Here is a 24,772-nt window from a genome sequence, read left to right as displayed (position 1 = left end):
GGAAGGACAACCATGGCACGACGCACCCGCACACTCAGCAGGTTCGCGCTGGCGCCGGCCGCGGCGCTGGCGGCGCTCATCGGCTTCGCCGCCGCCCCCGCCCAGGCCGCGGCCTGGTCCTCGTCGGACCAGTGGGGCACGTACGACACCTCGGACGGCTACACCCTCTACAACAACATCTGGGGATCGGGCGCGGGCTCCCAGAGCATCTGGGCCAACTCCTCCTCGGACTGGGGTGTCTGGGCGGACCACCCGGACACCGGCGGCATCAAGTCGTACCCCAACGCCAAGAAGGTGGTGAACAAGCCCCTCACCTCGCTGTCGTCGCTCACCAGTACGTACAACGTCACCGTCCCGTCGTCCGGCGCCTACAACACCTCGTACGACATCTGGGACAGCGACTACGACTACGAGGTGATGCTGTGGGTCAACCACACCGGCGCCGTGGGCCCGCTCGGCAGCGCACAGGGCACCGTGACGCTCGGTGGTCACACCTGGACCGTCTACAAGGGCGACAACGGCTCCAACGAGGTGTTCTCGTTCCTGCGCACGTCGGACTCCGCCTCGGGCACGGTGGACATCCTGCCGATCCTGAAGTGGATCAAGGACACCAAGGGCTGGTGGGGAAACGAGACCATCGGCGACGTCCAGTTCGGCTACGAGATCACCTCGTCGGCGGGCGGACTGGACTTCCGGACCAACTCCTTCGGTGTGTCGTTCGGCTGAGCCGTACGCACAAGGGAGCCGGCCCCCGCGCGGGGGCCGGCTCGTGCGCGTGTCGTCCAGGGGCTCAGACCGGGGCGGGTCCGGTGCTCTCCCGTACCGTCAGCTCGGGTGCCAGCAGCTCGACTTCGTCGGTGCCCCGGCCGGAGAGCTTGGCGACGACCTGCTCGACCGAGCGGCGCCCCATCTCCTGTGCGGGTATGGCCACCGAGGTGAGCCGCACCGATGCCTGGGAGGCGACCTGCTCGGGGCAGATCGCGACCACCGACACGTCCTCGGGCACCGCCCGGCCCTGCTGCCGCAACAGGTTGAGCAGCGGCTCGACCGCCGACTCGTTCTGCACGATGAAACCGGTGGTGCCGGGGCGCTCGTCGAATATCCGCGACAGCGTCTGCGCCATCGCTGCGTACCCGCCCTCGCACGGCCGGTGCAGCACGCGCACCCCGGTCTCCTGCGCCTTGGCCCGTACGCCGTCGACGGTCCGCTCGGCGAACCCGGTGTGCCGCTCGTACACCGCGGCGGCCTCGCCGATCACGGCGATCTCACGGTGCCCCAGGCCGGCCAGGTGTTCCACGCAGAGCGCGCCGGTCGCCTCGAAGTCGAGGTCCACGCAGGTCAGTCCGTCGGTGTCGGCGGGCAGCCCGATGAGCACGGCGGCCCGGTCGGTCTCGCGCAGCAGGGGCAGCCGCTCGTCGTGCAGTTCGACGTCCATGAGGATCATCGCGTCGGCGAGCGAGCTGCCGGCGATCCGCCGCACGGCGGCGGGGCCCTCCTCTCCGGTGAGCAGCAGGACGTCGTAGCCGTGGGTGCGGGCGGTGGTGGCGACCGCGATGGCGATCTCCATCATCACGGGCACGTACATGTCGGTGCGCAGCGGCACCATGAGCGCGATGATGTTCGACCGGCTGCTGGCGAGCGCCCTGGCCCCGGCGTTGGGGTGGTAGCCGAGCTGCTGGATGCTCTGTTCGACGCGCTCGCGGGTGGCCACCGAGATGGAGCGCTTGCCGCTGAGGACGTAGCTCACCGTGCTCGCCGAGACTCCGGCGTGCTGCGCGACCTCGGCCAGGGTGACCATTCAGCTCTCCATCACGGACGTCGTCGGGCCCGGCACGCGAACCGGTCTGCTCCGGCACTTTCGGTCAGATATGGCGAAGCGCTTCGACTCCGCCCTCTCCACCTGCCACATGGAGAGACAGCGCGAGCCTAGACCCGCTGGGTCCACATGTCCAGACCAGTGTCGAAGCGCTTCGACTCGGGGTGCCGCCGCTGTCCCGGCCCGAAAGCGCCCGTGGCGGCGGCCGCTTCGGCCACCGCCACGATATGCCTGTCCGCCGGTCCCGCGTCACATCGGCTCAGGTGCCGAGCTGGACCGGGAAGGACTCCATGTCGTTCTGCGTCATCACCGGGAGGTTGCGCAGCTCCGAGTCCGGTACGGCGAGCCGCAGGCGCGGGAAGCGCGCGAAGAGCGCCGGGAGGGCGATGCCCGCCTCGACCCGGGACAGCGCGGCGCCGGGGCAGATGTGCGGCCCGTGCCCGAAGGTCATGTGCCGGATGGGGGTGGCGCGCGTGATGTCGAAGGCGTCGGCGTCGGGTCCGTGCTGCTCGGGGTCACGGCCGATCACCCGGTAGGAGATGACCACGCCCTCGCCCTTGGCGATGACGTCGTCACCCACCTGGATGTCCTCGGTGGCGAACCGCATGAGCAGGTGGGTGGTGGGGGTGTCGAACCGCAGGGTCTCCTCGATCACGGTCTCCCAGGGGATCTCTCCGTCGAGGACCATCCGCAGCTGATCGGGGTGGGCCAGCAGGGCGCGTACGGCGTTGAGTATGAGCCCGATCGTGGTCTCGTGCCCGGCGGCGACCATCGCCTTGAGGTTGCCGATCACCTCCTCCTCGGTCAGCGGCTCGCCGCCCTCCTCGGCGAGGATGAGCCCGGAGGTCAGGTCGTCGGTCGGCCGCGCGGTCTTCTCGCGTACGAGCCCGGCGTAGAAGACGTCCAGGTCGGCGAGGAGGGCGAGGCGCTCGTCCTGCGGGGTGAGCATCGAGAAGAAGGCCTTGTACTGGCGGGTCAGCATGGCGTTCTCCGCCGGGTCGACCCCCATCAGCATGCCGACGACCCGCATCGGCAGCGGCTGGGCGAACACCGCCTTGAGGTCGACGACGGCTCCGTCCCGGCCACCCTCCTCCAGCGCGTCCAGCAGCTCCGCGGTGAACTTCTCGATGTCCGGCCGGATCGCCTCCAGCCGGCGGGGCGTCAGCGCCTGGGAGGTCTTGGTCCGCAGCCGGCGGTGTTCGGCGCCGTCGACCGTGAACATGGACCGCCCGGCGTCGATCATCCCGATGAGCGGCCACTCTCGCGTGACCGCTCCGCTCTGCCACAGCCCCCAGGCGCCGATGTCCTTCACCAGGCGCGGGTCGACCAGGAGCTGCCGGGCGTCCGCGTGCCGGGTGAGGGTCCAGGCGGGCACGCCCAGGAGCTCGATCCGCGCCAGCCGTCCGGCGTCGCGCAGCCGCGCCGTCTCCCCGTCCAGGTCCTGGACCATGGGGTCGATCACGACGGTCCCACCGTGCTGGGCCGCTGCCTGGGTGGCGTGGGGGCAGTTCACGAGAAGTCTCCTGTCGTACGTACGGGGGTGAACCGGACGGGGAGCGAGGTGTTGCCGCGCAGGAAGGCGGAGGGCCGTCGCACGAGCTCCTCGACGGGGACGTCGAGCCGGAGGTCGGGCAGCCGGTCGAGCAGCACCTCGATGCCGGTCCTGGCGATGATCTCGGCGATCTCCTGGGCGGGGAACGGGCACCGGTACTCGCCGTGGCTGAAGGCCAGGTGCGCGCCGTTGCCGCCCTGGGCGGAGAATCCGCCGGCGGACAGGCCCGAGCGGATCAACGGGTCGGTGTTGGCGGCCCCGAGGCCGAGCAGCAGCATGTCCCCGCGCCCGATCCGCTGTCCGCCGAGCTGGGTTTCGCGTGCGGCCCAGCGCCCGGCGAGGATCTGGGTGGGGGTGTCCTCCCACAGCACCTCGTTCATGGCCTCGCCGATGCTGCGCCGGCCGTGGACCATGGAGTCGGCGAACTCGTCCTCGGTGAGCATCAGCCGCAGGGAGTTGCTGATCCAGTCCGCGGTGGGCAGATGACCGGCGGCCGTGACGGCCATCAGGTCGAGCGTGTACTCCTCGTCGGTGAACTTCTCGGGGAAGGCCAGCATGCGCGAGGTGACGTCGTCCCCCGGCTCGGCCCGCTTGGCGGCGACCAGCCGCGCCATGTACTCCCCGAACCGCAGATGCGCGCTCTGCGCCTCCGGCCCGCCGTCCGCCAGGTCCTTCAGCACCTGGGCGATGCCGATGCCCTCGTCGTCGGGGAAGCCGACCAGACGGGCGAGGACGAGCACGGGGAGGGGTTCGCAGAAGTCGGCGACGAGGTCGGCGGTGCCCCGGCTGCACACGTCGTCGACCAGCCGGTCGGCCAGCTCCTCGCAGTGGCTGCGGATCCGGAACGGGTCGGCGCCTTCGAGTGCGGGCCCGACCATGCGGACGTGGCGCCGGTGTTCCTCCCCCGCGCTGAAGTAGATGGACGGCAGGGGCCGTCCCACCATCGGCAGCAGGGGCCAGTCCTCGGGGATGTGCGGCCACTGGTTCCAGAGGCCGACATCCCTCGGGAACAACTCCCCGTCGCTGGTGACGCGGTGGAGCTCGCGGTACCCGACGACCAGCCAGGCGGGGAAGCCGCCGGGCAGTTCGACGGGGACGACGGGCCCGTGGTCGCGCCGCATGGCGCGGTAGACCACCTGGGGCTCCGTCTGGAATCCGGGGCCCCAGAGCGGGACGGCACCGGAGTGGGCCGGGCAGCCGGGCGGGGGTGGCGGAGGGGCCACTGCGGGCTCCGCCGGAGAGGGGTGTGTCATGAATCCTGACTCCTGGGGCGACAACTGCACGCGTCAAGATCACGCGGTCAACACCCGTTCACTATAAGGAGTTTGCGTGACGCGGGAACTACAAACTGCGAGCATTTCCGAACCCCGGGCGATCAGAAAGGGTGACAACCATGCACCTTTGACGCGCTTCCGCTCCGGACCGCGCGGGCCGCGCGCCCCGCGCGACCACACCCGCCGTCCGGACCCCCGGGCCGCCGCCGGGGCCGAACACCTGCCCCGGCGGCGGCCCGTTCGCCCGGCCGGGAGTCACGCCGCGTACGGGTGGGCCGGGTAGGTCAGATAGCCCGCGTCGCCGCCCTGGTAGTACGTGGCCTCGTCGACGGGTGCGATCGGCAGTCCGGCGCGCAGGCGCTCGACGAGGTCGGGATTGGAGATGAAGGCCCGGCCGAAGCTGATGAGGTCGGCGCCCAGCGCGAGCCAGTGGTCGGCGTCGTCCCGGCCGGTCTGCTTGGGTCCCATCGGGACCACGGGGTTGACGACGAGCGTGCCCGGCCAGGCCCGGCGCAGGGTGAGGAGCACGTCCTCGTCCGCGGTGGCCTCAAGGTGCACGTAGGCCAGACCGAGCGGGGCCAGTTCGGCCAGCAGCGCGGCGTACAGCTCGCTGACCTCGCTCTCCCGGACCCCCCAGAACTCGCCGCCCGGGGAGAGCCGGATGCCGGTCCTGGCCCCGCCGACGGCGTCGACGGTGGCGGCGGCGGCCTCGACGGCGAAGCGGATCCGGTTGGCGACCGGGCCGCCGTAGCGGTCCGTGCGCAGGTTGGCGTTGGACGAGAGGAACTGCGAGATCAGGTAGCCGTTGGCGCCGTGCAGTTCCACGCCGTCGAAGCCCGCCTCGACGGCGCGCCGGGCCGCGTGGGCGTACGACCTGGCGTGCTCGGGCACTTCAGCCGTGTCCAGGGCGCGCGGTGTCGGGGCCGGCTGGGGCCCTGACGGGGTGAACACGTCCCCGGTGGCGGCCACCGCCGAGGGCCCCACCGGCCGCATGCCAGTGGTGTCGGGATGCGAGACCCGGCCGCCGTGCATGATCTGGGCGAAGATCCGTCCGCCGTTGGTGTGCACCGCCGAGGTCACCGGCCGCCACGCGGCGACCTGCTCGTCGGTGTACAGCCCCGGCGTACCCGGGTTGGACTGCCCGACCGCGCTGGGCTGCACACCCTCGCTGACGATCAGTCCGGCCGTGGCCCGCTGGGCGTAGTAGGCCGCCATCGACAGCGTCGCCAGTCCGCCGGCGGCGGCCCGGACCCGCGTCATGGGGGCCATGACGACTCGGTTGGGCAGGGTCAGGCCACCGAGCGGGTAGCTGCTGAAAAGGGTCGTCACGTCAGAACTCCTTCACGTCCGCGGCGCCCGGAACCGGGCACAGCAGCTACGCTAGAACCTGACACTGACGTCAGAGGCAAGTGTTTGTGACGCAGGACACAGACCCGGCTCGGACACGGGACACGGGACAGCGCGGAACACGGCCGGGAGGCTTCATGCGGATCGGGCAGCTCGCGTCACGGACCGGAGTCAGCGTCCGGTCCGTGCGCTACTACGAGGAGCAGGGGCTGCTCACCGGCACCCGCAGCCCCGGCGGCCAGCGGATCTATACGGACGCCGACGTGGAGCGGGTCGTGTTCATCCAGCGGATGTACGGCGCGGGCCTGTCCAGCCGCACCATCGCCGAGGTGCTGCCCTGCGTCGACGCGCCGAGCGAGGCGAACTCGGACTCCGCGCTGGAGCGGCTGGCGCTGGAACGCGACCGGCTCGACGCCCACATCGCCGAGCTCCTGCGGACGAGGGAGGCCCTCGATGTGCTGATGGCCACGGCTCGGGCCCACCGGGACCAGCTGGGGACGGCCGCGCTCAGCCGGTGACGAGTCCGGGGTCGCTCGTGCCGGGTTCTCCCGTCTCGACATGGCCGGCGAAACGGCGGAGGAACGTGGTGTCGCCGTCGTCGGCCACGGTGATGTCGTACCAGTGTGCGCTTCCCCGCAGATCGAGGGTGCGGATCACGGTCTCGCCCGCGGCCACGGTGACCGTCCGGACCGCTCCCCCGTAGGCCGCCGCACTGCGGACGGTCAGCCGGGCGCTCCCGGGGCCGGCGTGGGTGAAGGTGAGTTCCAGCTGTCCGCCGGCCGCCACATGACGGGCCGTCACCTCGGGCCCGGCCGTCTTTCCCGCGCCCCGGAACGAGCGCAGGAATCCGTTCGGGCCGTGGACGGTGAGGTCGGTCAGCCCGTCGGAGTAGGCGGTGTTCCAGGTGTCCGCGAGCATGTCGCCCGCCCCGGTGGTGTAGGTCCAGGGCCCGTCTGTGCGGTTGGCGGACGTCACGAGGAACTGCGCGCCGGCCGCCGGACCGCCGCCGAAGGTGAGGCGGTATGTGCCCGCGGCCGGATCGGCGGCCCCGTCGGCCAGCGGCGCGTAGGGCAGCGGGCGGGTGGGGCGCGTCCCGCGCTCCTGGCCCGGCACCGCCCCGGTGGCGGGCGGCACGGGCACGTAGTCGGGGTGCCGGTCGCCGTCCGGGGGCTCGTACCCGGCCGTGGAGGGCAGGTCGGGCGCCGAGGTGTCCGTACGCCGGAAGTCGAACGCGGAGGTCAGGTCGCCGCAGACGGCCCGCCGCCAGGGCGAGATATGGGGCTCGTGGACGCCGAAGCGCCGCTCCATGAACCGGATGACGGACGTGTGGTCGAAGACCTCGGAGCAGGCGTAGCCGCCGGTGCTCCAGGGCGAGACGACGGTCATGGGGACGCGCTGGCCGAGCCCGTACGGTCCGGCGGCGTAACGCGCGTCGCCGGGGAAGTAGTCGGCCGAGGTGTCGACGGTGGACAGTCCCTGCGCGGGGCCGGACGGGACGAAGGGCGGCACGACGTGGTCGAAGAAGCCGTCGTTCTCGTCATAGGTGAGGAAGAGGGCGGTACGTCCCCAGACCTCGGGGTCGGCGGTCAGTGCGTCCAGCACCTGGGCGATGTACCAGGCGCCGTAGTTCGCGGGCCAGTTGGGGTGTTCGCTGAAGGCCTCGGGGGACACGATCCAGGACACCGAGGGCAGCGTCCCGGCCCGGATGTCGGCCCTGAGGTCGTCGAGCAGCCCGCCGCCGCCCTTGATGTCGCTGCCGGTGCGCGCCTTGTCGTACAGGGGGTCGCCGGGCCGGGCGTCGCGGTAACTGTTGAAGTAGAGAAGCGAGTTGTCGCCGTAGGTGCCCCGGTAGGCGTCGTTGATCCAGCCCCAGGAGCCGCTGGCGTCGAGCCCGTCACCGATGTCCTGGTAGACCTTCCACGACACCCCGGCCCGCTCCAGCCGCTCGGGGTAGGTCGTCCAGCCGTACCCCGCCTCGTCGTTGCCCAGCTCGGGCCCGCCGCCGGTCCCGTCGTTGCCGGTGCAGCCGCTCCACAGGTAGTAGCGGTTGGGGTCGGTCGACCCGATGAACGAGCAGTGGTAGGCGTCGCAGACGGTGAACGCGTCGGCGAGCGCGTAGTGGAAGGGGATGTCCTCCCGCGTGAGGTGGGCCATCGTCGTCGCCGTCTTGGCGGGCACCCACTGGTCGTAGGCCCCCTTGTTGAACGCCCGGTGGCCGCCCGCCCAGTCGTGGTTCAGGTCCTGGAGGAACTGCATCCCGAGCTCATCGGCCGGCGGCCGGAACGGCAGCACCTCCCGCCCGGCCGCGTCCGCCTGGTGCCAGACCGGCTTCCCGCCGGGCAGCGTGACGGGCCGCGGGTCGCCGTACCCCCGTACGCCCTTCATCGTCCCGAAGTAGTGGTCGAAGGAACGGTTCTCCTGCATCAGGACGACGATGTGCCCGACATCCTCGATGGTGCCCGTACGCCCCCGCGCCGGGAGGGACGCGGCGCGGGCGATGCTGCCCGACAGCGCGCTGAGGGCGACGGAGCTCCCGGCGAGCTTCAGGAGCCGGCGGCGGTCGATGTCTGCCATGGGTGGGGGCCTTTGCGGGTGGGGGGATGGGCAAGGGGCGAACCTACCCGCCGCGCCGGTGTTCATTCCCCGGCCGGCCGCCTCGGCTCACTGCCCGGATCCGGCAGGCTCACGGCCACGTCGCTGCCGACTCGCCTTCTTGATGGCGGGGCCCGGGGCCGCGAGGCTGTGCGGGCAGTACGCACCGCCGACAGGGCGCGAGGGGGCCGCAGGTGAGACACGTACCGTTCTTCCGCTGGGTCCTGACACTCGGGGTGCTGCTCATCGCCTGCTCGGCGGCCGTCTACGCGGCCGTGCCGGAGATGCCGGAACTCCGCCAGATCGATCTGACCGTGCTGCGGGAGGAGCCGGACGGGGCGTGCACCGTCCGGTGGACGGACCCCTTCGACCACGGCGAGCACGAGGCGGCGCACCAGTGCGACGCCCGACGGGCCGACAGCCTCAAGGCGCCGAACTACGACCCGGAGACCGGGTACGGATGGGAGAGCGGCTTCGTGGTCGCCGAGGGCTCGGCCAGGGGCCGGCTGTACACGCTGGGCCAGGACGACGAGACCATCGACGACCGGATCGATCTGTCCGACACGCTGGTGATCATCGGTCTGCTGCTGGCCACCGCCGGCCTCGTCGGCGGGAACATCCGCGCGGCGGCCCGGCTGAGCGGTGTCCGGCCGGACGTCGTCCGCCGTGCCTGGCAACTGGCCTACGACGCCGCCGCGGTGGAGGAGGACCACACCCGCGCCGTCGAAGCGGTCCGTGCGGCATGGGCCCCCCTCCAGCGGGAGCGCGTACACGAGGAGATGGGCCGCGTCCCCGTGAAGTCGCTGCGCAACGACGCCGGGCAGCGCTTCCGGACGAAGGAGTGGGAGAAGGGCGGCATCCACACCGCGCGCGACGTGCTCGACGCGGGCGTCTGGAAGCTGGGACAGCTGCCGGACGTCGGCCGGCGCACGGCGGAGCAGGCGGTCGCCGCGGCACGGCACCTGGCCGACGGGGCGAGCCAGGACGTACTGGTGCGCCTCTCGGCCGACGACCGGTCCGACCCCCGGACCACCTCGCTGGTCACCGCCCTGCGCGTCCTGGTGGAGGCCGGGCCCCGGGGAAAGGAGGCCGCGGACACCGCCCGCGAGCTGGCCGAGCGCCTGGAACCCCTGCTGGCGGACGCCGACGCCGCCTCGACCCGATCCGCCATGTTCCGGGCCGGTCCGGAGCGCCGCGGCCGGGCCCGCGCCGCCGTGGCCGGACTCCGCCGCATCCTGGCGGAGGCGGAGCGGGACGCCCTCGTCCCCCGGTTCGGACAGACCTCCGTCGACCTGCTGCGCGGACCTGACAACGAACTGGACGCGCTCGCCGCGTGGACGGACTTCGAGCGCCGTCCGGGGGACTACTACCGGGTGCTCGCGGAGGTCACGGCAGCCGGCTCCGGATGGCGGGCCCCCTCCCCCGGCGGCGGGGTGAGCGTGGAGGTGTAGGTACCGCCCGCCGGCAGGCCGGCGGCGGCCATGCGGTCGTACTCGGCCAGGATCAGGTCCTTCGTGCGGTACGTGCCGTACCGGGCCTCGTCCCTGCGCCGGACGACGGGGAAGGTGTCCAGGATGTGGCCGACGTCGTCGCGGGCGATCTCGTAGAGGTGGAAGAGGAGCGCGTCGAGTTCGGCGCGGATGTGGCGCCGGCGGGCCTCGTCCCAGCAAAAGGGTGCGCCGGACTCGCCCAGGTCGGTGGCGAAGGGCCTCATGTCGTGGGCCGTGTAGGTGAGTTCGAGGACGCGCGGGGTCAGGAAGTCCGTGAAACGGCGGACGGTTTCGGGCGGCAGCACGGGGAGCTGGCGGATGTAGAAGAAGTTGAGGTTGAGTCCGGCGACCTTCTGGCGGGTGACGAAGTCGTAGACGAAGGAGTTGAAGTGCGCCGCGAGGGCGGCACTGTCCCGCGAGGTCCTGGTGCACAGCAGGAAGACGGAGTCGCCGATCGCCGCGGGCGGGAGGATGGCGGAGATCATGGTCCGCTGGTTGGTGGGGCTGCTGATGCGGAGGAAGGCGAGCCAGCCGGGCGGCGCGTCGTGCGGTGTCCCGGCGCTGTCCACCCAGCTGCCCGGCACGGCGAGACGGGATGCCGAGGCCCGGTCGGCGGCGCTCAGGTAGGACGGCTGGTTCTGACGCTTCACGGCGGTCGCGCTCTTGACGACGTCGGCGGCGCGATGGTTGTAGGCGTCGACCATCTTCGCCTCGTACAGCGGGAGCATGGACCGGTCGGCCCGCACGAAGCGGTTGCCGCAGGGGTGCCAGCCGGTGGCCGTCAACTCCTCCCGGGTGCGGAAGAGATGGGAGTCGTTGGACATGTGGAACATCGTCCTGAACGTCACGCCCCACGGGTTGCCGTCCGGATCGCCCTCCTTGATCAGGACGGGGACCCGGCCGTAGATGCCGAGGGTGATCTCGGCGTCGCGGCGGGAGCGGAAGACGGGGCAGGTGCCCGTGTTGGGGTTGAGGAGCGTGATCTCCTCGGGCGTGAGGGTGAACACCTTGCTCTCGTCGCGGAGTTCGGCCGGGTCGTGCAGGAAGAACGCGAACCTGGCGGCGGGTTCGCGCAGCGCCCGGCCGGTCAGGGACAGGATGCTGAACTTGAACGAGCGGTGGACGTCGGGAAAGACGGGCGCGGCGTTCTCGAAGTCGTACAGGGCGGCGATCGACCCCTCGGTCACCAGGTCCCGGAAGAAGAACTGGGTCGTCGCGTCGGTCGCGATGCCCGTCGGCACGATGACACCCATGCGCCCGCGCGGTCCGGTCAGCGCGCGGCCCGTCTCGGCGAAGACGGCGTACGTGTTGATGTCGCCGCGCCCGGTCAGCGGATGGCGTCCGGCGCCGCGCAGGAAGTGGCTCTCGCCCTCCGCCCTGCGTTTGGCCACCTCGAACTCGGCGTGGAGCCCGGTGCCGTCCCCGTCCTCCTTCAGCGCGGCGATCAGGCGCTTGCGGGTGGCGGCGGTCTTCGCGGCGGCGATCTCCGCGTCACGCCTGGCGAAGAACTCCTGTTCCTGGAGCTTGATGCGCTCCCACGGCGGGTTGCCCAGGACGCAGGCGAATCCGCCGGCCCACCCCGTGGCCGCGTCGACGCCCTCGCCGGACCCGGGGACGGTGAAGACCTCGGGGAACTCCAGGTGCCAGTGGAAGAACCGGTGCCGGCGCCGCAGGCGCACGATCTCCTCGTGGGTGGCCCGGGGCACCGCGTCCGATGCCGGGTCCTGGAGGCTGCGGAAGACCCCCTCGGTGACCGCCGGCGGGACGCCGTCCGCCTTGCGCGCCATGAACGCGGCGCACCAGGCGTCGGCCACATGCCGCGCGCGCACATACCGCGCGGACCCGGCGAGGTCGCGGTAGGCGGCTTCCTGCCCGCGCACCTCGGCGAGGGTGTCCGAGGGGGCGTCGGCGATGGAGCGCAGGCCGGTGGCCAGCGCGGTGTTGGCGGCCCCCGCGGCGGTGTCCTCGTCGAACGGACCGCTGTCACCCCGCCGTTCGGCCCGGTTCCGCCTCGCCAGGGCCCTGGCGTACTCCTTGTCGTCGCCGGCGAGCGGTCTGAACGCCGCGTCCGGGATACCGCCCCGCAGCAGGGCCGGGGTCGCCCCGATCAGCGCGTTGCCGTGCTTGACGTGCGCGTCCAGGAACCCCAGCGGCCTGCCCGGCTCCAGGGCCTCCAGCCACAACGACACCTTGGCCAGCTCGACGGCCATCGGGTTGAGGTCCACGCCGTAGACGCAGTGGGCGACGACTTCGTTGAGGGCATGCCGGAGCGTGCCCGGAGTGGGTTCCGGGGTGTCCTCCCGGACCGCGGCGACACGTTTGGCGATCCGCCGGGCCGCCGCGACGAGGAAGTGGCCGGATCCGCAGGCCGGGTCGCAGACGGTGAGGGCGAGCAGCTCGCGGACGACGGTTCCGGGCGCTCCGGTGGCGCCCGTCGCCGCCCGCTCGCCGCGGTCGACGGCGGCGTCCAGGACCGGGTCGAGCGCGGAGTCGAGGAGGCACTCGACGAGCGAGGAGGGGGTGTAGTAGGAGCCGGTCGTCTTACGGGTGTTGCCGGGCAGCTCGACCAGTTCGAAGGCGCGGCCGGCCGGGGCGAGCCGGGGGACGAGTTCGAGCAGGGACTCGTAGACGGAGCCCAGTTCCTCGGCGCCCAGGTGCCGGTAGCCGACCGTACGCGGACGGCCCGAGCCCGGGTCCCGGACCTGGGAGAGGTGGCGCACGGCCGTCAGCAGGTGCTCGTCGGAGAGGGACAGTCCGCGCAGCGGGGCGTCGGTCTCCGTAACGTCGAAGATGCCGCCGAGGCCGGGCAGGCCCAGTTCGGGGCGGCCGTTCTCGTCGCCGAGGGCGTCCAGGACGACACGCAGCGACTCGTACAGGCCGCCGTCCCCGGTGCCGCCGGGCTCGCGGGCGTGGGCGCGCAGCCGGGCGGAGGAGAAGTGCGCCTCGTAGCGGGATCGGGCCGGGGCGCCCGCCTCCGGGGACAGCAGGGCGTCGCGGTCCTCGGCGACGAACACGAAGAGCAGGCGGTAGACGAGGCGCAGGAGGGCGTTGTGCAGGGCGTCGGCGTCGGTGCTCGCGCGCAGGGCCGCGTTGGCGGGGTGGCGCAGGAAGCCGGTGCCCAGGGTGGTGAGGGCGGTCCGGACGCCCTTGCAGAGCTGGTCCAGGGTCCGGGTGCCGGAGGCGATGGCCTCGGTGCGCCAGGTCTCCAGCCGGCAGGTGGACGGCGCGGCTCCCGGCTCCACCGCGAAGCGGGAGGCGTGCAGCAGCCGGTACAGCAGGGCGAACTCGCTGAACAGCTCCCCGTCGAAGATCGCCTCCAGGTCGAATTCGAGGTAGGCCACGGTGGCCCGGGGGCCGGAGGACCGGAGCAGGCGCATCCGGCGGCCGTTGGTGAGGACACCCCAGAGGTGGGCCTCTGTGCGGTTGAGGCATTCCTGGAGCAGGGAGTGGGGCGGGGCCTGCCCGGCGCGGCGCGAGTCGAGACCGTGGTCCCAGGCCGTCTGGTGGATCACGACGTGGTGCCAGCGGTGCGAGACGGGAAAGGTCTTCGCCGGGCCGGAGTCGGCCGCGATGCCCGCCGGGCCGACGGCGGTGAGCGGGCCGTAGCCGAGTGCGTGCCAGAGGGCGGCCGGCCAGTCGCCGCCCGCGCGGCCGGCCGGTGGACGCGAGGCGGCCCCGGCCCCGGGGGTCCGGGGCAGGTGTTCGCGCAGTTCGCGCCAGAGGGGCTTCAGGTGCTCCCAGCTCCGTCCGGCCTCCTCCCGCACCGCGTGTGCGGTGGCCGGACCGTGGTCCTCGGGCCGGCCGCCGGTGACGTCCTCGCCCTCGGCGATCCGGACCAGCAGGTCGCCCGGCAGGAGCGCACCGGCTGTCCTGACGGCGGCGAAGACCTGGTTCGAGGGGATGGCGGACATCGGACGGACTCTACGTGGTCGCCGCGCGGGTCGGCGCCTCGGACGGGTGGCCCGCCCATCGCCCCGGCCGGCCGCGCGGCGTTTGGCTATCCTGGCCACCGTTCCAGGTGATCACGGTGGCCGTCCGCCACCGGTACGGGCCGCGCGCCCGTCGAGGGGGGAGTCACGTGCGGGGTGGCGCGGGCCGGGGTTCGGTCAGGAAGGCCGAGCAGGCGTGGAACCAGGCGGTGGTCCTCATGCGGCAGGGCGACAGAGGAGGAGCCTGCGCACAGTTCGCGCTCGCCACGCACCACGACCCCACCGCCGCCGACGCCTGGCTGGGTCTCCACCTGACGGGGGACGACCGGAAAGCGGCGCTGGACGGCATGCTCCGCGGCTCGGCGCAGTTCGGTGCGCTGCGGACGAAGTTCCAGCAGCCCTTCCGGTCCACGTTCCAGATCGGCCACTACGTCACCTTCCGTCTGGAGAACGCCCGCGACCTGTGGCTGGCGGCCATGTCGTCGCTCCTGGACGAGCGCAGACTCGACGAGGCGTGGGCGCGGCTCTCCACCGCTCAGCTGGACTGCGACGAGACACGGTTCGTCTGCACCCGGTACGCGTTCGTCAAGGAGGACTGGCCTCTCGTCCTGAAGTTCGCCACCGGGATCGGTGACGCGTTCCTGAAGGACGAGGCGCAGTTGTACGTCGGTGCGGCGCTCTTCGCCCAGGGCGTCCACCACGAGGCCGTGAACGTGCTGTCGCCGTTGCCGAGGAAGCTGGAGGCCGGCAGCCGGTTCGACGCCGAGGCCACGTACTTCATGGGGCGGGCGCTGGAGGAGCTGGGCCGGGAGGAGGAGGCGCTGAAGCGGTACCAGTACGCCTTCCGGTGCGCACCGGACCTCCTCGACGTGGAGTCGCGGGCCCGCGCCCGGCCGGTCGTCGCCGCCCCGGAGCCCGCCGCCCCGGTCGCCGCGACGGTGCGGGCCGAGCCCTCGCCGGACGCGGCCGCCGGGAGCGGCGGCACGCAGGGGCGGTCCGACGAGGAGCGGGAGCGGCTGCTCGCCGAGGCGCGGGAGTCGCTCGACGCGATGATCGGGCTCCAGCCGGTGAAGCGCCAGGTGCTGACCCTCATCGCCCAGTTGCGCATGTCCGCGCTGCGCGAGGCGCAGGGGCTGCCCGGCGGGGCCCGCCCCCGCCACTTCGTCTTCGCCGGGCCGCCCGGCACCGGGAAGACGACGGTGGCCCGCGTCATCGGCCAGGTCTTCGCCGGGCTCGGGCTGCTGAGTTCCGGGCACGTCGTCGAGGCCCAGCGCGTCGACCTGGTCGGGCAGCACCTGGGGTCCACGGCCCTCAAGACCAACGCGGTGATCGACTCGGCGATGGACGGGGTGCTGTTCATCGACGAGGCGTACGCCCTGTCCAACAGCGGCTACTCCGGCGGCGACGCCTTCGGCAAGGAGGCCCTCCAGGTGCTCCTGAAGCGGGCCGAGGACGACCGTGACCGGCTGGTCGTCGTGCTCGCCGGGTACCGGGAGGAGATGGCCGGGCTGCTCGCGACCAACCCCGGTCTGGTCTCCCGCTTCAACACCCGCGTCGACTTCCCGTCGTACTCCGCCGACGAACTGGTCCTCATCGCCCGGTCCGTGCTGGCGTCCCAGGGCGACGAACCCGACGCCGGCGCCCTCGACGTCCTCGCTTCCCTCTGCACGGCGATCGTGGAGCGCGGGATGGCCGACACCGTGGGCAACGCCCGGTTCGCGCGCGAGCTGTGCTCGAAGGCCTCGGCGCAGCGCGATCTGCGGCTGTACTCCGCGCATGCCGGCGGCACACCGACCCGCCAGGAGATGGTCACCGTCCTCGCCCGGGACGTGGTCGCCGCACATGACGAACTCATGGAGGCCCACAGCGGCGGCGAGGACGCCGGGTAGGGCGGCTCAGGCAGGAGGCTCCTCCCTCTACGATCGAGCACGTGTGCGCAAACGTGATCGTCGCCGAAGACGACGAGAATCAGGCCGAACTCCTCCGCCGCTACCTCGAACGGGAGGGCCACCGCGTGACCGTCGCGCCCGACGGACTCGCGGCTCTCGACGCGGTCCGGCACGGGGAACCCGACCTGCTGCTCCTCGACGTGATGATGCCCCGGGCCGACGGCCTCGACGTCGTACGGGTCCTGCGCGCCGAGCAGCGGGAGTTGCCGGTCCTGATGCTCACGGCCCGCACCACGGAGGACGATCTGCTGCTCGGCCTCGACCTGGGCGCCGACGACTACGTGACCAAGCCGTACAGCCCGCGCGAGCTGATGGCCCGGGTGCGTACGCTGCTGCGCCGCAACCGGCGGGGTGCGGGCGGCGAACCCGGCGACGCGGGCGTGCTGACGGTGGGGGCGCTGGTCGTCGACCCGGCCCGGCACGTGGTGTCGGTCCAGGGGCGGGCCGTGGAGTGCACCCCGGGCGAGTTCCGGATTCTCGCCGCGCTCGCGGCCGAGCCGGACCGGGTGTTCTCCCGGCAGCGGCTCCTCGCCGAACTCCACGGATTCGACCGCTACATCAGCGACCGCACGGTGGACGTGCACGTGATGAACCTGCGCAAGAAGATCGAACCGGCCCCGCGCAGACCGGTGCGGCTGCTCACCGTCTTCGGTGTCGGCTACAAGCTGACGGACCCGGCGAAGGCGGCGACCCGTGCGGCGTCCTCGTAGCGCGCGGCGCCCGGGGTCTGCCGGCCCCCGGGCGCAGGTCCCGTTGCGCAAGAGCCTGTTCGCCCGGCTGCTGGCGGTCTCGGCGCTGGTCGCCGCCTGTTCGGTGGCGGCGACCGCCTGGCTCGCCGTGCAGACGACGTCCGGCGCGATCCGCCAGGAGCAGGGCCAGAACCTCACCGCCGACGCCCGGATCTACCAGCGCCTGCTCGGCTACGCGGCGGCCCACCCCACCTGGGACGGTGTGGAGGAGACCGTGCGGGAGCTGGCCGAGCAGTCCGGCCGGCGGATCGCGCTGACGACGCAGGGGCGCGCCCCGCTCGCCGACTCGGCGGCGCCCGAGCCCGCGACCGCGCTTCCGGCGCAGGCGTCGGCCGTCGTGGACCCTCTGGCGGTGGACACGGCGCTGTCGGCGGAGAGCGCCGGCGGGTCCGGGACCACCACCGACCGGGTCGACCCGCGGGCGGTCGGGCCCTTCCGGCTGCCGGCGTCGGAGCGTACCCGGCTGCGGAAGGCCGCCGACCGGAGCGTGGCCTGCCTCAGCGACTTCGGGATCGCCTCGGACGTGGTCGCCGGCGCGAGCGGGCGGCCTCTGATCCAGGTGGTCGGCGGCAACGACCCGGAGCGCCTCCAGGGCACCCGCTGCGCCGTCGACGCGCTGGACACCCCGACGGCCACCGAGGAGAAGGCGCTGAAGGCACTGAACCAGCTGGCGGACGCCTGTCTGAAGCGCCAGGGCCGCGAGGGCGTCCAGCTGAAGCTGGGCCTGTCGTGGGGTCAGGCGGCCGACCCGGTGCCCGCGGAGGCGGTGCCGATGCCCGCCGAGGGGTACCCCTCCCTGCCGCCGACCGCCGAGCCGAGCGTCGCACCGAGTTCCGCGCCCGAGCCCGGGGTCCGTGAGGAGCGGACCGCGACGCCGGGCGCCACGCCGAGCCCCGGTTACGAGCAGGCGGCCGGCAACAGCGAGGACGACCGGGCCATCGCCTCGTGCGTGGGCACCGCCCGCCGTGAACAGCTCAGCTCGTACGTCGCCTCGCCCGCGCTGCTGTTCATCGGCGACACGGGCGGCGCCACCGTGCCCGGCTTCGACCTCTCCCCGGCGAACACCGCCCGGATCGCGGGCGCCGCGGCCCTCGTGCTGGCCCTCACCGTCGGCGCCTCCGTGCTCGTCGGGGCCCGGCTCGTACGCCCCCTGCGCGCCCTGACCGGTGCCGCCCAGCGCATGCGGGACGGGGAGGACACCGCGCCCGTCGTGGTCGCCGCCGACAACGAGATCGGGCGGCTCGCCGCCGCCTTCAACGACATGTCCGCCCACCGTGCCCGGCTCGAAGCCCAGCGCAAGGCCATGGTCAGCGATGTCGCCCACGAGCTGCGCACCCCGCTCAGCAACATCCGGGGGTGGCTGGAGGCGGCGCAGGACGGGGTCGCCGAGCCCGACCCGGCGTTCATCGCCTTCCTGCACGACGAGGCGGTGCAGCTCCAGCACATCATCGACGACCTCCAGGACCTGGCGCAGGCAGACGCCGACGCGCTGCGGCTGCATCCCGAGCCCGTACGGATCGAGGAGCTGCTCGGCCAGGTCGCCGCCGCGCACCAGGCCCGTGCCGACACGGCGGGCGTCGTGCTGAGCGTCCAGGCCCCGCCGCCCGGCCGCCCGCCGCCCGCTCTGACGGCCGACCCGGTCCGGCTCCGCCAGGCCGTCGGCAACCTCGTGTCGAACGCGGTCCGGCACACTCCGGCGGGCGGGGAGGTCACGCTGCGGCCGTACGGCTCCGACGAGGGGGACGCGGTGCTGGTGGACGTGGCCGACACGGGCAGCGGCATTCCGGCCGACGACCTGGCGCATGTCTTCGACCGGTTCTGGCGCGGCGAGAAGTCCCGCAACCGCCGCACGGGCGGCAGCGGGCTGGGTCTGGCGATCGTGCGCAAGCTCGTGGAGGCGCACGGCGGGACGGCCACCGCGGCGAGCGTCCCGGGGCAGGGGTCGGTGTTCACGCTCCGGCTTCCCGCGGACGGCAACTCTCCGTCCGGGCAAGGGTCCGGCGACCCTGATGCGATGACCACAACGATCTGACAGCTTCCTCACAAGTGGGCGCGAGCCTGTCCGTACGCCTCGCGCCGCGGTGCGCACCCGCACCGCGGCCGCTCCTGAGGCCGTTTCGGAATGGAGCTTCGCCCATGCCCCTGCGCACGTCCCTGCGTACCGCCCTCCTCGCCGCCGTCGTGGCCGGCGCGGTGTGCGTACCGGCCACGTCGGCCTTCGCCGACTCCGCCACCCCCTCGCCCGCGCGGACCGAGTCCCCGGCGGAGCCGTCCGCCGAGCCGTCCGTCGTGCCCTCGGGCGAGCCGACCGAAGCCCCTTCGGCGGTGCCCTCCGAGGCGCCGCGCGGCGGTGTCGCGGCCGGTGAGCAGCCGGCCGGCACCTCGGGCGGCCACACCGGCGCCATGACGGGCTCCGCCGCCGCGGCCGCGCTGCTCGTCGCGGGCGCCGGCACGGTCGTCCTGCGCCGCCGCACCGCCCGCCGCGACGGCTGACCCGTCCCGCAGCCGATGAGCAGGCAGTGGCGCCGCCCTTCCCCGGGCGGCGCCACTGCCGTTCGTACGACCCCTGGAGCCCGTTCCGATGTCCCGTAACCGCCCCGTTCGCCGCACCGCCCTGCCGGTGTCCGCCTGTCTCGCCGTCACCGCGCTCGTCGCCCTGACCGGCTGCTCGTCCACCATCGTGTCGCGGGAGCCCGCGGCCAAGTCCCCGGCGGCGGCCGCGAAAGCGCCGGCCTCCCCGGCCCCGGCCGACGCCGGCGCCACCGCCCGGCCGCCCGTCCACGTCTCCGTACCGTCCCTCGGCGTGGACAGCGAGGTGATGCGCCTCGGTCTCAACCCCGACCGCACGGTCGAGGTGCCGCCGGCCGACAAGGGCATGAAGGTCGGCTGGTACACCGGGAGCGCCGCGCCCGGCGAGCCCGGCGCCGCGGTGCTCATCGGCCACAACGACACCCGGTACGGGCGGGCCGTCTTCCACGATCTGAAGAAGATCGCGAAGGGCGCGGACATCGTGGTCCGGGACGGCCGGGGCACCGACATCCACTTCGAGGTCACGGGCCGTGAGACGGCGAGCAAGAACGCCTTCCCGACCTCCCGGGTCTACGGGCACACCACGGACCGCGCCCTGCGGCTGGTCACCTGCGACGGCGCGTTCGACGCCGACGGGCACCCCGTGGACAACCTCATCGTGTACGCGACGCGGAAGTGACGGGCGGGGGCCCGGCGTCCGGCACCTACAGGTGCCGACCGCGCTCCTTCGCGAGGCGCTGGCGGCGGGCCTCGTAGAGGACGACCGACGCGGCGTTGGAGGCGTTGAGGGAGCTGGCCGAACCGGTCATCGGGATGCTGATCACGTGGTCGCACCGCTCGCGCCAGGCCGCGCTGAGGCCCGCCGTCTCGTTGCCGATGACCAGCAGCACCGGCTGGGTCAGATCGAAATCGGCGGCCTCGCACTCCCCGTGCTCGTCGGTGCCGACGACGACCACGGGCCGCCCCCGCTCGCGTTCCCCGTCCAGCCACTGCGCGACCTCGCGGTGCGAGGGCGTGCGGACCACGGGCAGCGCGAAGAACGAGCCCGTGGTCGCACGGACCGCCTTCGGGTCGTACGGGTCCGCCGCGTGGCCCGTCACGACGAGTCCGCGCGCGCCGAAGGCGTCGGCGGAACGCACGATGCTCCCGATGTTCCCCGGCTGCGTCGGGCGGTCGAAGACCAGGCCGAGGAAGTCCTCGTCGACCGTGATCCGGGACAGGTCGTCCGGTGCCATCTCGACCACGGCCAGGACCTCGGGGGCGCCCTCGGTCTTCTCGCTGAGCTCGGACAGCAGTTCCGGGGCCATGGCGATGCGTTCGGTGGCCACGCCGCGCATCAGCTCCTCGGCCCAGCGGGACAGCGGACGGCTCGCGTCGTACAGCAGGGAGCGGACCGTCCACCCGTGCTCCACGGCCATGGTGACCGGCCGGACGCCCTGGACGAGGAACTCGCGGGCGCGCCCGCGTTTGGTCCGGTTGGTGAGCAGCGTCTGGAACTGCTGAAAGCGGGCGTTGCGGGTCGAGATCCGCTGCACAGCCACCGGGGGTCCTTTCAGAGGTGATCGCGGCGCCGACGGCGGCGGTCGGCCGCCCCCGGAAACCAGAAATTCCCACGGTTCGCGAAGAACCGTGGGAACTGGATGAGTGTCCGAGGGGGGACTTGAACCCCCACGCCCGATAAAGGGCACTAGCACCTCAAGCTAGCGCGTCTGCCATTCCGCCACCCGGACCAGGTGATCCGCCGCGGTCTCCCGTGGCGACAAAGAAAACAATACCAGGGGTTCGGGGTGCCTCTCACCTGCGTATCGGGTGACCATCCGGCCGTCCCCGCCCTGGTCAGCGCGGTGCGGGGGCGCCGGGGACGCCTTTCGCGCCGGGCATCGGCCGCTCACGTACGCTCCGTCGCGAACCACGCACGGAACGTGGCGCCGGAGGGTCGGCGGCGGGGTCCACCGGCCGGTGGTCGGGGCGGGTTACTTTCGCCTGCATGAGTGATCGCCGCTCCCGTCCGCCCCGCGCGCTGTCACCGCTGCGTGAGCACCTGCGCGACACGTTCTGGTTCGCCCCGGCGCTGACGCTGGTCTGCGCGTGCGTGCTCTGGTTCGCCGCGGCGGCGCTGGACGAGGAGATCGTCTCGTACCTGCGTGACGAGCGGGCGTACGACGAGCTCCAGGACCTGATCTCCGTCGCCGAGGACACCAAGCAGATCGTCGTCACGATCAGCTCGGCGATGATGACCTTCATCGGTGTCGTGTTCAGCATCTCGCTGGTCGCCGTGCAGATGGCGAGCGGGCAGCTCACGCCCCGGGTGGTGCGGATCTTCGTGCGGAGCCGGATCAGCAAGCTCACGCTGTCGGTCTTCCTCGCGACGTTCGTGTTCTCGCTGCTGGTCCTCAGCTCCTACGAGAGCGAGACCGATCCGCGCCGGGTCACGTCCCTGCCGTTCGTGCAGAGCGTGCTGACCGCGGTCCTCGTCGCGCTCAGCCTGCTCCTGTTCATCGTGTACGTGAGTTCCACTCTGCGTCTGATGCAGATCGGGCCCGTCCTCGACCGCATCACCCGGGACACCTTCCGGGTCCTGGGCCGGATGCCCGCCGGGCGGCCCGGCGACGGGGCGCTTCCCGACGAGACCGCGCGGATCGCGCACACGGGGCGGGCCGGGGTGCTGCGGGATGTCCATGTGGCGCGACTGGTGCGGGCCGCCCGGCGCCAGGGCGTCGTGCTGCGGCTGATCCCCCGGCTCGGGGACTTCGTGGTGCCGGGCACGCCGGTGCTCGCGGTGCACGGCGGGGCGCCGCCCGCCCGGTACGCGCTGCGGTACACGGTGTCCGTGGGCGTCGAGCGCACGCTCCATCAGGATCTGGCGTTCGGGCTGCGCCAGCTGTCGGACATCGCGCTGCGGGCGCTGTCCGCGGCGGTGAACGACCCGACGACCGCCGTGCAGAGCCTGGACCGGATCGTGCAGGTGCTCGCGGCCACCGTGCGGCTGCCGCTGGGCACGGTGCACCACCGGGACCGCAAGGGGGTGGTGCGGCTCGTGCAGGACGTGCCGGGGTGGGAGGACCTGGTGGACCTGGCCTTCGAGGAGGTACGCCGGTGTGCGACGGACACCCCGCAGGTGACGCGGCGGCTGCTGGCGGGGATCGACGACCTGATGCTGCTGGCCGCACCGGACCGGCAGGGCCCGCTGGTCCGGCACCGCGCCCTGCTGGTGCAGGCGGTGGAGCGCGCGGTGCCGGACGCCTCCGAGCGGGAGTTCGCCCTGTTCCCCGACCGGCAGGGCATCGGCTGAGCGGGCGCCTTTGGCCGGTTCAGCCGTTGCCGCCGAACGCCGCGTCGAAGGACGCGCCCGGCGGGTCGAAGTCGAACCGCTTCAGGGACGCCAGCGCCTCCGGGGCCCCGGCCAGCCGGTCCATGCCGGCGTCCTCCCATTCCACCGAGACCGGGCCCTCGTAGCCGATGGACCGCAGCATCCGGAACACGTCCTCCCAGGGCACGTCCCCGTGTCCGGCCGAGACGAAGTCCCAGCCGCGTCGCGGATCGCCCCACGGCAGGTGGGAGCCGAGCCTGCCGTTGCGTCCGTCGAGCCGCTTGCGGGCCTCCTTGCAGTCCACGTGGTAGATCCGGTCCCGGAAGTCGTACAGGAAGCCGACCGGGTCCAGGTCCTGCCAGACGAAGTGGCTCGGGTCGAAGTTCAGCCCGAAGGCCGGCCGGTGGTCCACCGCCTCCAGGGCGCGTTTCGTGGTCCAGTAGTCGTACGCGATCTCGCTGGGGTGCACCTCGTGGGCGAAGCGCACGCCCTCCGCGTCGAAGACGTCGAGGACCGGGTTCCAGCGTGCGGCGAAGTCCTCGTAACCCCGCTCGATCATGTGCGGCGGGACCGGCGGGAACATCGCAACCAGGTGCCAGATCGAGGAGCCGGTGAAGCCGATGACGGTGTCCACGCCGAAGGCGGCGGCCGCCCGCGCGGTGTCGGACATCTCCCGCGCGGCGCGGCGGCGCACCCCCTCCGCCTCGCCGTCGCCCCAGATGCGGGCGGGCAGGATGCCCTGATGGCGTTCGTCGATGGGGTGGTCGCAGACGGCCTGGCCGACGAGGTGGTTGGAGATGGCCCAGCACTTGAGCCCGTACTTGTCCAGCAGTTGGTGGCGGCCCTCCAGGTAGCCGGGTTCGGTGAGGGCCCTGTCGACCTCGAAGTGGTCGCCCCAGCAAGCGAGTTCGAGTCCGTCGTAGCCGAAGTCGCGGGCGTGCCGGCAGACCTCCTCCAGGGGGAGGTCTGCCCACTGGCCGGTGAACAGGGTGAAGGGACGGGGCATGCGGACGGCCTCCTAGAGGGGTACGGGGGTGAGGACGGAGTTCTTCGCGGCGCTCTCCTCGACCGCGGCCAGCACCCGTTGCACCTGGAGGCCGTCGGCGAACGACGGCACGGGCGGCGCCCCTTCGGCGATGGTGCGGATGACGTCGCGGGCCTGGTGGACGAAGGTGTGCTCGTAGCCGAGGGTGTGGCCCGGCGGCCACCAGGCCTCCAGGTAGGGATGGTCGGGCTCGGTGACGAGGACCCGCCGGAAGCCTGCCGTGGCGGCGGGTTCGGTGTGGTCGTGGAAGGACAGTTCGTTGAGCCGTTCCAGGTCGAAGGCGAGCGAGCCGCGCTCCCCGTTGATCTCCAGCCGCAGGGCGTTCTTGCGGCCGGCCGCCATCCGGGTCACCTCGAAGGAGGCGAGGGCTCCGGAGGCGAGCCGTCCGGTGAACACGGCGGCGTCGTCCACCGTCACCGCGCCCGTTCCCCCCGCCGCACCCCCGCCGCCGAGGCCCCCGGACGGCCCGGCGGGCAGGGGGCGTTCGCGTACGAAGGTCTCGCTCACCGCCGACACCGCCACCAGCGGCTCCCCCGCCAGGAACTGCGCGAGGTCCACGACGTGGGCCCCGAGGTCGCCGAGCGCGCCGGAGCCGGCGCGCTCCTTCTTCAGCCGCCAGGTGAGCGGCGACGCGGGGTCGGTCAGCCAGTCCTGGAGGTAGGCGGCGCGGATGTGCCGCAGGGTGCCGATACGGCCGTCGGCGATGAGGCGGCGGGCGTGGGCGAGGGCGGGCACCCTGCGGTAGTTGAAGCCGACCATCGCCGTGCGGCCCAGCGCGGCGGCGCGCCCGGCCGCCGCCGTCATGGCCAGCGCCTCGTCGACCGTGTTGGCGAGCGGCTTCTCGCACAGCACGTGCTTGCCGGCCTCCAGGGCGGCGACGGCGATCTCCGCGTGGCTGTCGCCGGGGGTGCAGATGTCGACGAGCTGCACGTCGTCGCGGGCGATCAGGGCGCGCCAGTCGGTCTCCGCGGCGGCCCAGCCGTGCCGGCCTGCGGCGGCTTCGACGGCCGTGCGGTCCCGGCCGCAGATCGCGGCGAGGACCGGCCGCATCGGCAGGTCGAAGACGTGTCCCGCGGTGCGCCACCCCTGGGAGTGGGCGGCGCCCATGAACGCGTACCCGACCATGCCGATGCCGAGCGGTGGCGCGGCCGTCTCCTGCTGCGTCTGATCCCTACGGGCCATCCGGGGCT

The 24,772-nt window shown here is 72.9% G+C and carries 18 protein-coding genes and 1 tRNA gene; 9 read left to right on the top strand and 10 right to left on the bottom strand.

Features of this window, described 5'->3' with window-relative positions:
• Window positions 1-12: 12 nt before the first annotated feature.
• The gene (locus P8A18_RS29895) at window positions 13-726 is read left to right on the top strand and encodes a GH12 family glycosyl hydrolase domain-containing protein (protein WP_306059577.1); all 714 of its coding nucleotides are present in this window, start codon (window positions 13-15) and stop codon (window positions 724-726) included.
• A 64-nt stretch (window positions 727-790) separates the two neighbouring features.
• Here the strand turns inward: P8A18_RS29895 and P8A18_RS29890 are convergent, their stop codons facing one another.
• The 4 genes from P8A18_RS29890 to P8A18_RS29875 all read right to left on the bottom strand — a co-directional run bounded on the left by P8A18_RS29890 (window position 791) and on the right by P8A18_RS29875 (window position 5,971).
• The gene (locus P8A18_RS29890; RefSeq protein WP_018552565.1) at window positions 791-1,798 is read right to left on the bottom strand and encodes a LacI family DNA-binding transcriptional regulator; all 1,008 of its coding nucleotides are present in this window, start codon (window positions 1,796-1,798) and stop codon (window positions 791-793) included.
• 277 nt (window positions 1,799-2,075) lie between these two features.
• Complete coding sequence (locus tag P8A18_RS29885) at window positions 2,076-3,329, bottom strand: cytochrome P450 family protein (protein ID WP_371933733.1); 1,254 nt, start codon at window positions 3,327-3,329, stop codon at window positions 2,076-2,078.
• On the bottom strand, window positions 3,326-4,621 hold the full coding sequence (locus P8A18_RS29880; protein ID WP_306059575.1) for a cytochrome P450: 1,296 nt from the start codon (window positions 4,619-4,621) through the stop codon (window positions 3,326-3,328). Before P8A18_RS29880 ends, P8A18_RS29885 begins: the two co-directional genes overlap by 4 nt.
• A 276-nt stretch (window positions 4,622-4,897) precedes the next feature.
• Window positions 4,898-5,971, bottom strand: coding sequence for an alkene reductase (locus P8A18_RS29875; RefSeq protein WP_306059573.1), 1,074 nt, complete (start codon window positions 5,969-5,971; stop codon window positions 4,898-4,900).
• 155 nt (window positions 5,972-6,126) lie between these two features.
• Here P8A18_RS29875 and P8A18_RS29870 point away from each other — a divergent pair, with 155 nt between their 5' ends.
• The gene (locus P8A18_RS29870) at window positions 6,127-6,507 is read left to right on the top strand and encodes a MerR family transcriptional regulator (RefSeq protein WP_306059571.1); all 381 of its coding nucleotides are present in this window, start codon (window positions 6,127-6,129) and stop codon (window positions 6,505-6,507) included.
• Here the strand turns inward: P8A18_RS29870 and P8A18_RS29865 are convergent.
• Window positions 6,497-8,563, bottom strand: a complete 2,067-nt coding sequence (locus tag P8A18_RS29865; RefSeq protein ID WP_306059570.1) for a phosphocholine-specific phospholipase C — start codon at window positions 8,561-8,563, stop codon at window positions 6,497-6,499. The genes P8A18_RS29870 and P8A18_RS29865 overlap by 11 nt on opposite strands.
• A 212-nt stretch (window positions 8,564-8,775) precedes the next feature.
• On the opposite strand from P8A18_RS29865, the gene P8A18_RS29860 reads away from it, so the two are divergent.
• Complete coding sequence (locus tag P8A18_RS29860; protein WP_306059568.1) at window positions 8,776-10,032, top strand: hypothetical protein; 1,257 nt, start codon at window positions 8,776-8,778, stop codon at window positions 10,030-10,032.
• Here the strand turns inward: P8A18_RS29860 and P8A18_RS29855 are convergent.
• A complete protein-coding gene (locus P8A18_RS29855) occupies window positions 9,948-13,982 on the bottom strand; it encodes an Eco57I restriction-modification methylase domain-containing protein (RefSeq protein WP_306059566.1) in 4,035 nt (1,344 codons plus the stop codon). The two genes, P8A18_RS29860 and P8A18_RS29855, sit on opposite strands and share 85 nt — an antisense overlap.
• Window positions 13,983-14,149: 167 nt before the next feature.
• Here P8A18_RS29855 and P8A18_RS29850 point away from each other — a divergent pair, with 167 nt between their 5' ends.
• From P8A18_RS29850 to P8A18_RS29830, 5 genes are all read left to right on the top strand, one after another.
• Complete coding sequence (locus tag P8A18_RS29850) at window positions 14,150-15,889, top strand: AAA family ATPase (protein WP_306059564.1); 1,740 nt, start codon at window positions 14,150-14,152, stop codon at window positions 15,887-15,889.
• A 41-nt stretch (window positions 15,890-15,930) separates the two neighbouring features.
• Complete coding sequence (locus P8A18_RS29845; protein WP_306059562.1) at window positions 15,931-16,659, top strand: response regulator transcription factor; 729 nt, start codon at window positions 15,931-15,933, stop codon at window positions 16,657-16,659.
• Between the two features lie 43 nt (window positions 16,660-16,702).
• Window positions 16,703-18,730 (top strand): sensor histidine kinase, encoded by a 2,028-nt coding sequence (locus P8A18_RS29840; RefSeq protein ID WP_371933732.1) that lies wholly within the window; start codon window positions 16,703-16,705, stop codon window positions 18,728-18,730.
• 104 nt (window positions 18,731-18,834) lie between these two features.
• Window positions 18,835-19,191, top strand: a complete 357-nt coding sequence (locus tag P8A18_RS29835) for a sortase-dependent protein (protein WP_306059557.1) — start codon at window positions 18,835-18,837, stop codon at window positions 19,189-19,191.
• Between the two features lie 88 nt (window positions 19,192-19,279).
• A complete protein-coding gene (locus P8A18_RS29830; RefSeq protein WP_306059555.1) occupies window positions 19,280-19,906 on the top strand; it encodes a sortase domain-containing protein in 627 nt (208 codons plus the stop codon).
• 25 nt (window positions 19,907-19,931) lie between these two features.
• On the opposite strand, the gene P8A18_RS29825 is transcribed toward P8A18_RS29830, so the two are convergent.
• Together P8A18_RS29825 and P8A18_RS29820 are read right to left on the bottom strand one after the other, a co-directional pair.
• Window positions 19,932-20,762, bottom strand: a complete 831-nt coding sequence (locus P8A18_RS29825) for an RNA methyltransferase (RefSeq protein ID WP_306061223.1) — start codon at window positions 20,760-20,762, stop codon at window positions 19,932-19,934.
• Between the two features lie 110 nt (window positions 20,763-20,872).
• A tRNA-Leu gene (locus tag P8A18_RS29820) sits at window positions 20,873-20,957 on the bottom strand.
• Between the two features lie 257 nt (window positions 20,958-21,214).
• On the opposite strand from P8A18_RS29820, the gene P8A18_RS29815 reads away from it, so the two are divergent.
• The gene (locus P8A18_RS29815) at window positions 21,215-22,519 is read left to right on the top strand and encodes a DUF2254 domain-containing protein (RefSeq protein ID WP_306059552.1); all 1,305 of its coding nucleotides are present in this window, start codon (window positions 21,215-21,217) and stop codon (window positions 22,517-22,519) included.
• 19 nt (window positions 22,520-22,538) lie between these two features.
• Here the strand turns inward: P8A18_RS29815 and P8A18_RS29810 are convergent, their stop codons facing one another.
• Together P8A18_RS29810 and P8A18_RS29805 are read right to left on the bottom strand one after the other, a co-directional pair.
• On the bottom strand, window positions 22,539-23,543 hold the full coding sequence (locus tag P8A18_RS29810; protein WP_306059550.1) for a sugar phosphate isomerase/epimerase family protein: 1,005 nt from the start codon (window positions 23,541-23,543) through the stop codon (window positions 22,539-22,541).
• Window positions 23,544-23,555: 12 nt separating this feature from the next.
• Window positions 23,556-24,764 carry a Gfo/Idh/MocA family protein gene (locus tag P8A18_RS29805; protein ID WP_306059548.1) on the bottom strand — a complete coding sequence of 403 codons (1,209 nt, stop codon included), beginning with the start codon at window positions 24,762-24,764 and terminating at the stop codon, window positions 23,556-23,558.
• Window positions 24,765-24,772 lie beyond the last annotated feature (8 nt).

The organism is Streptomyces sp. Mut1 (assembly GCF_030719295.1).
Lineage (GTDB): Bacteria > Actinomycetota > Actinomycetes > Streptomycetales > Streptomycetaceae > Streptomyces > Streptomyces castrisilvae.
Note: the sequence above shows the minus strand (reverse complement) of the source record. Positions and strands in the feature narration are given on the sequence as shown.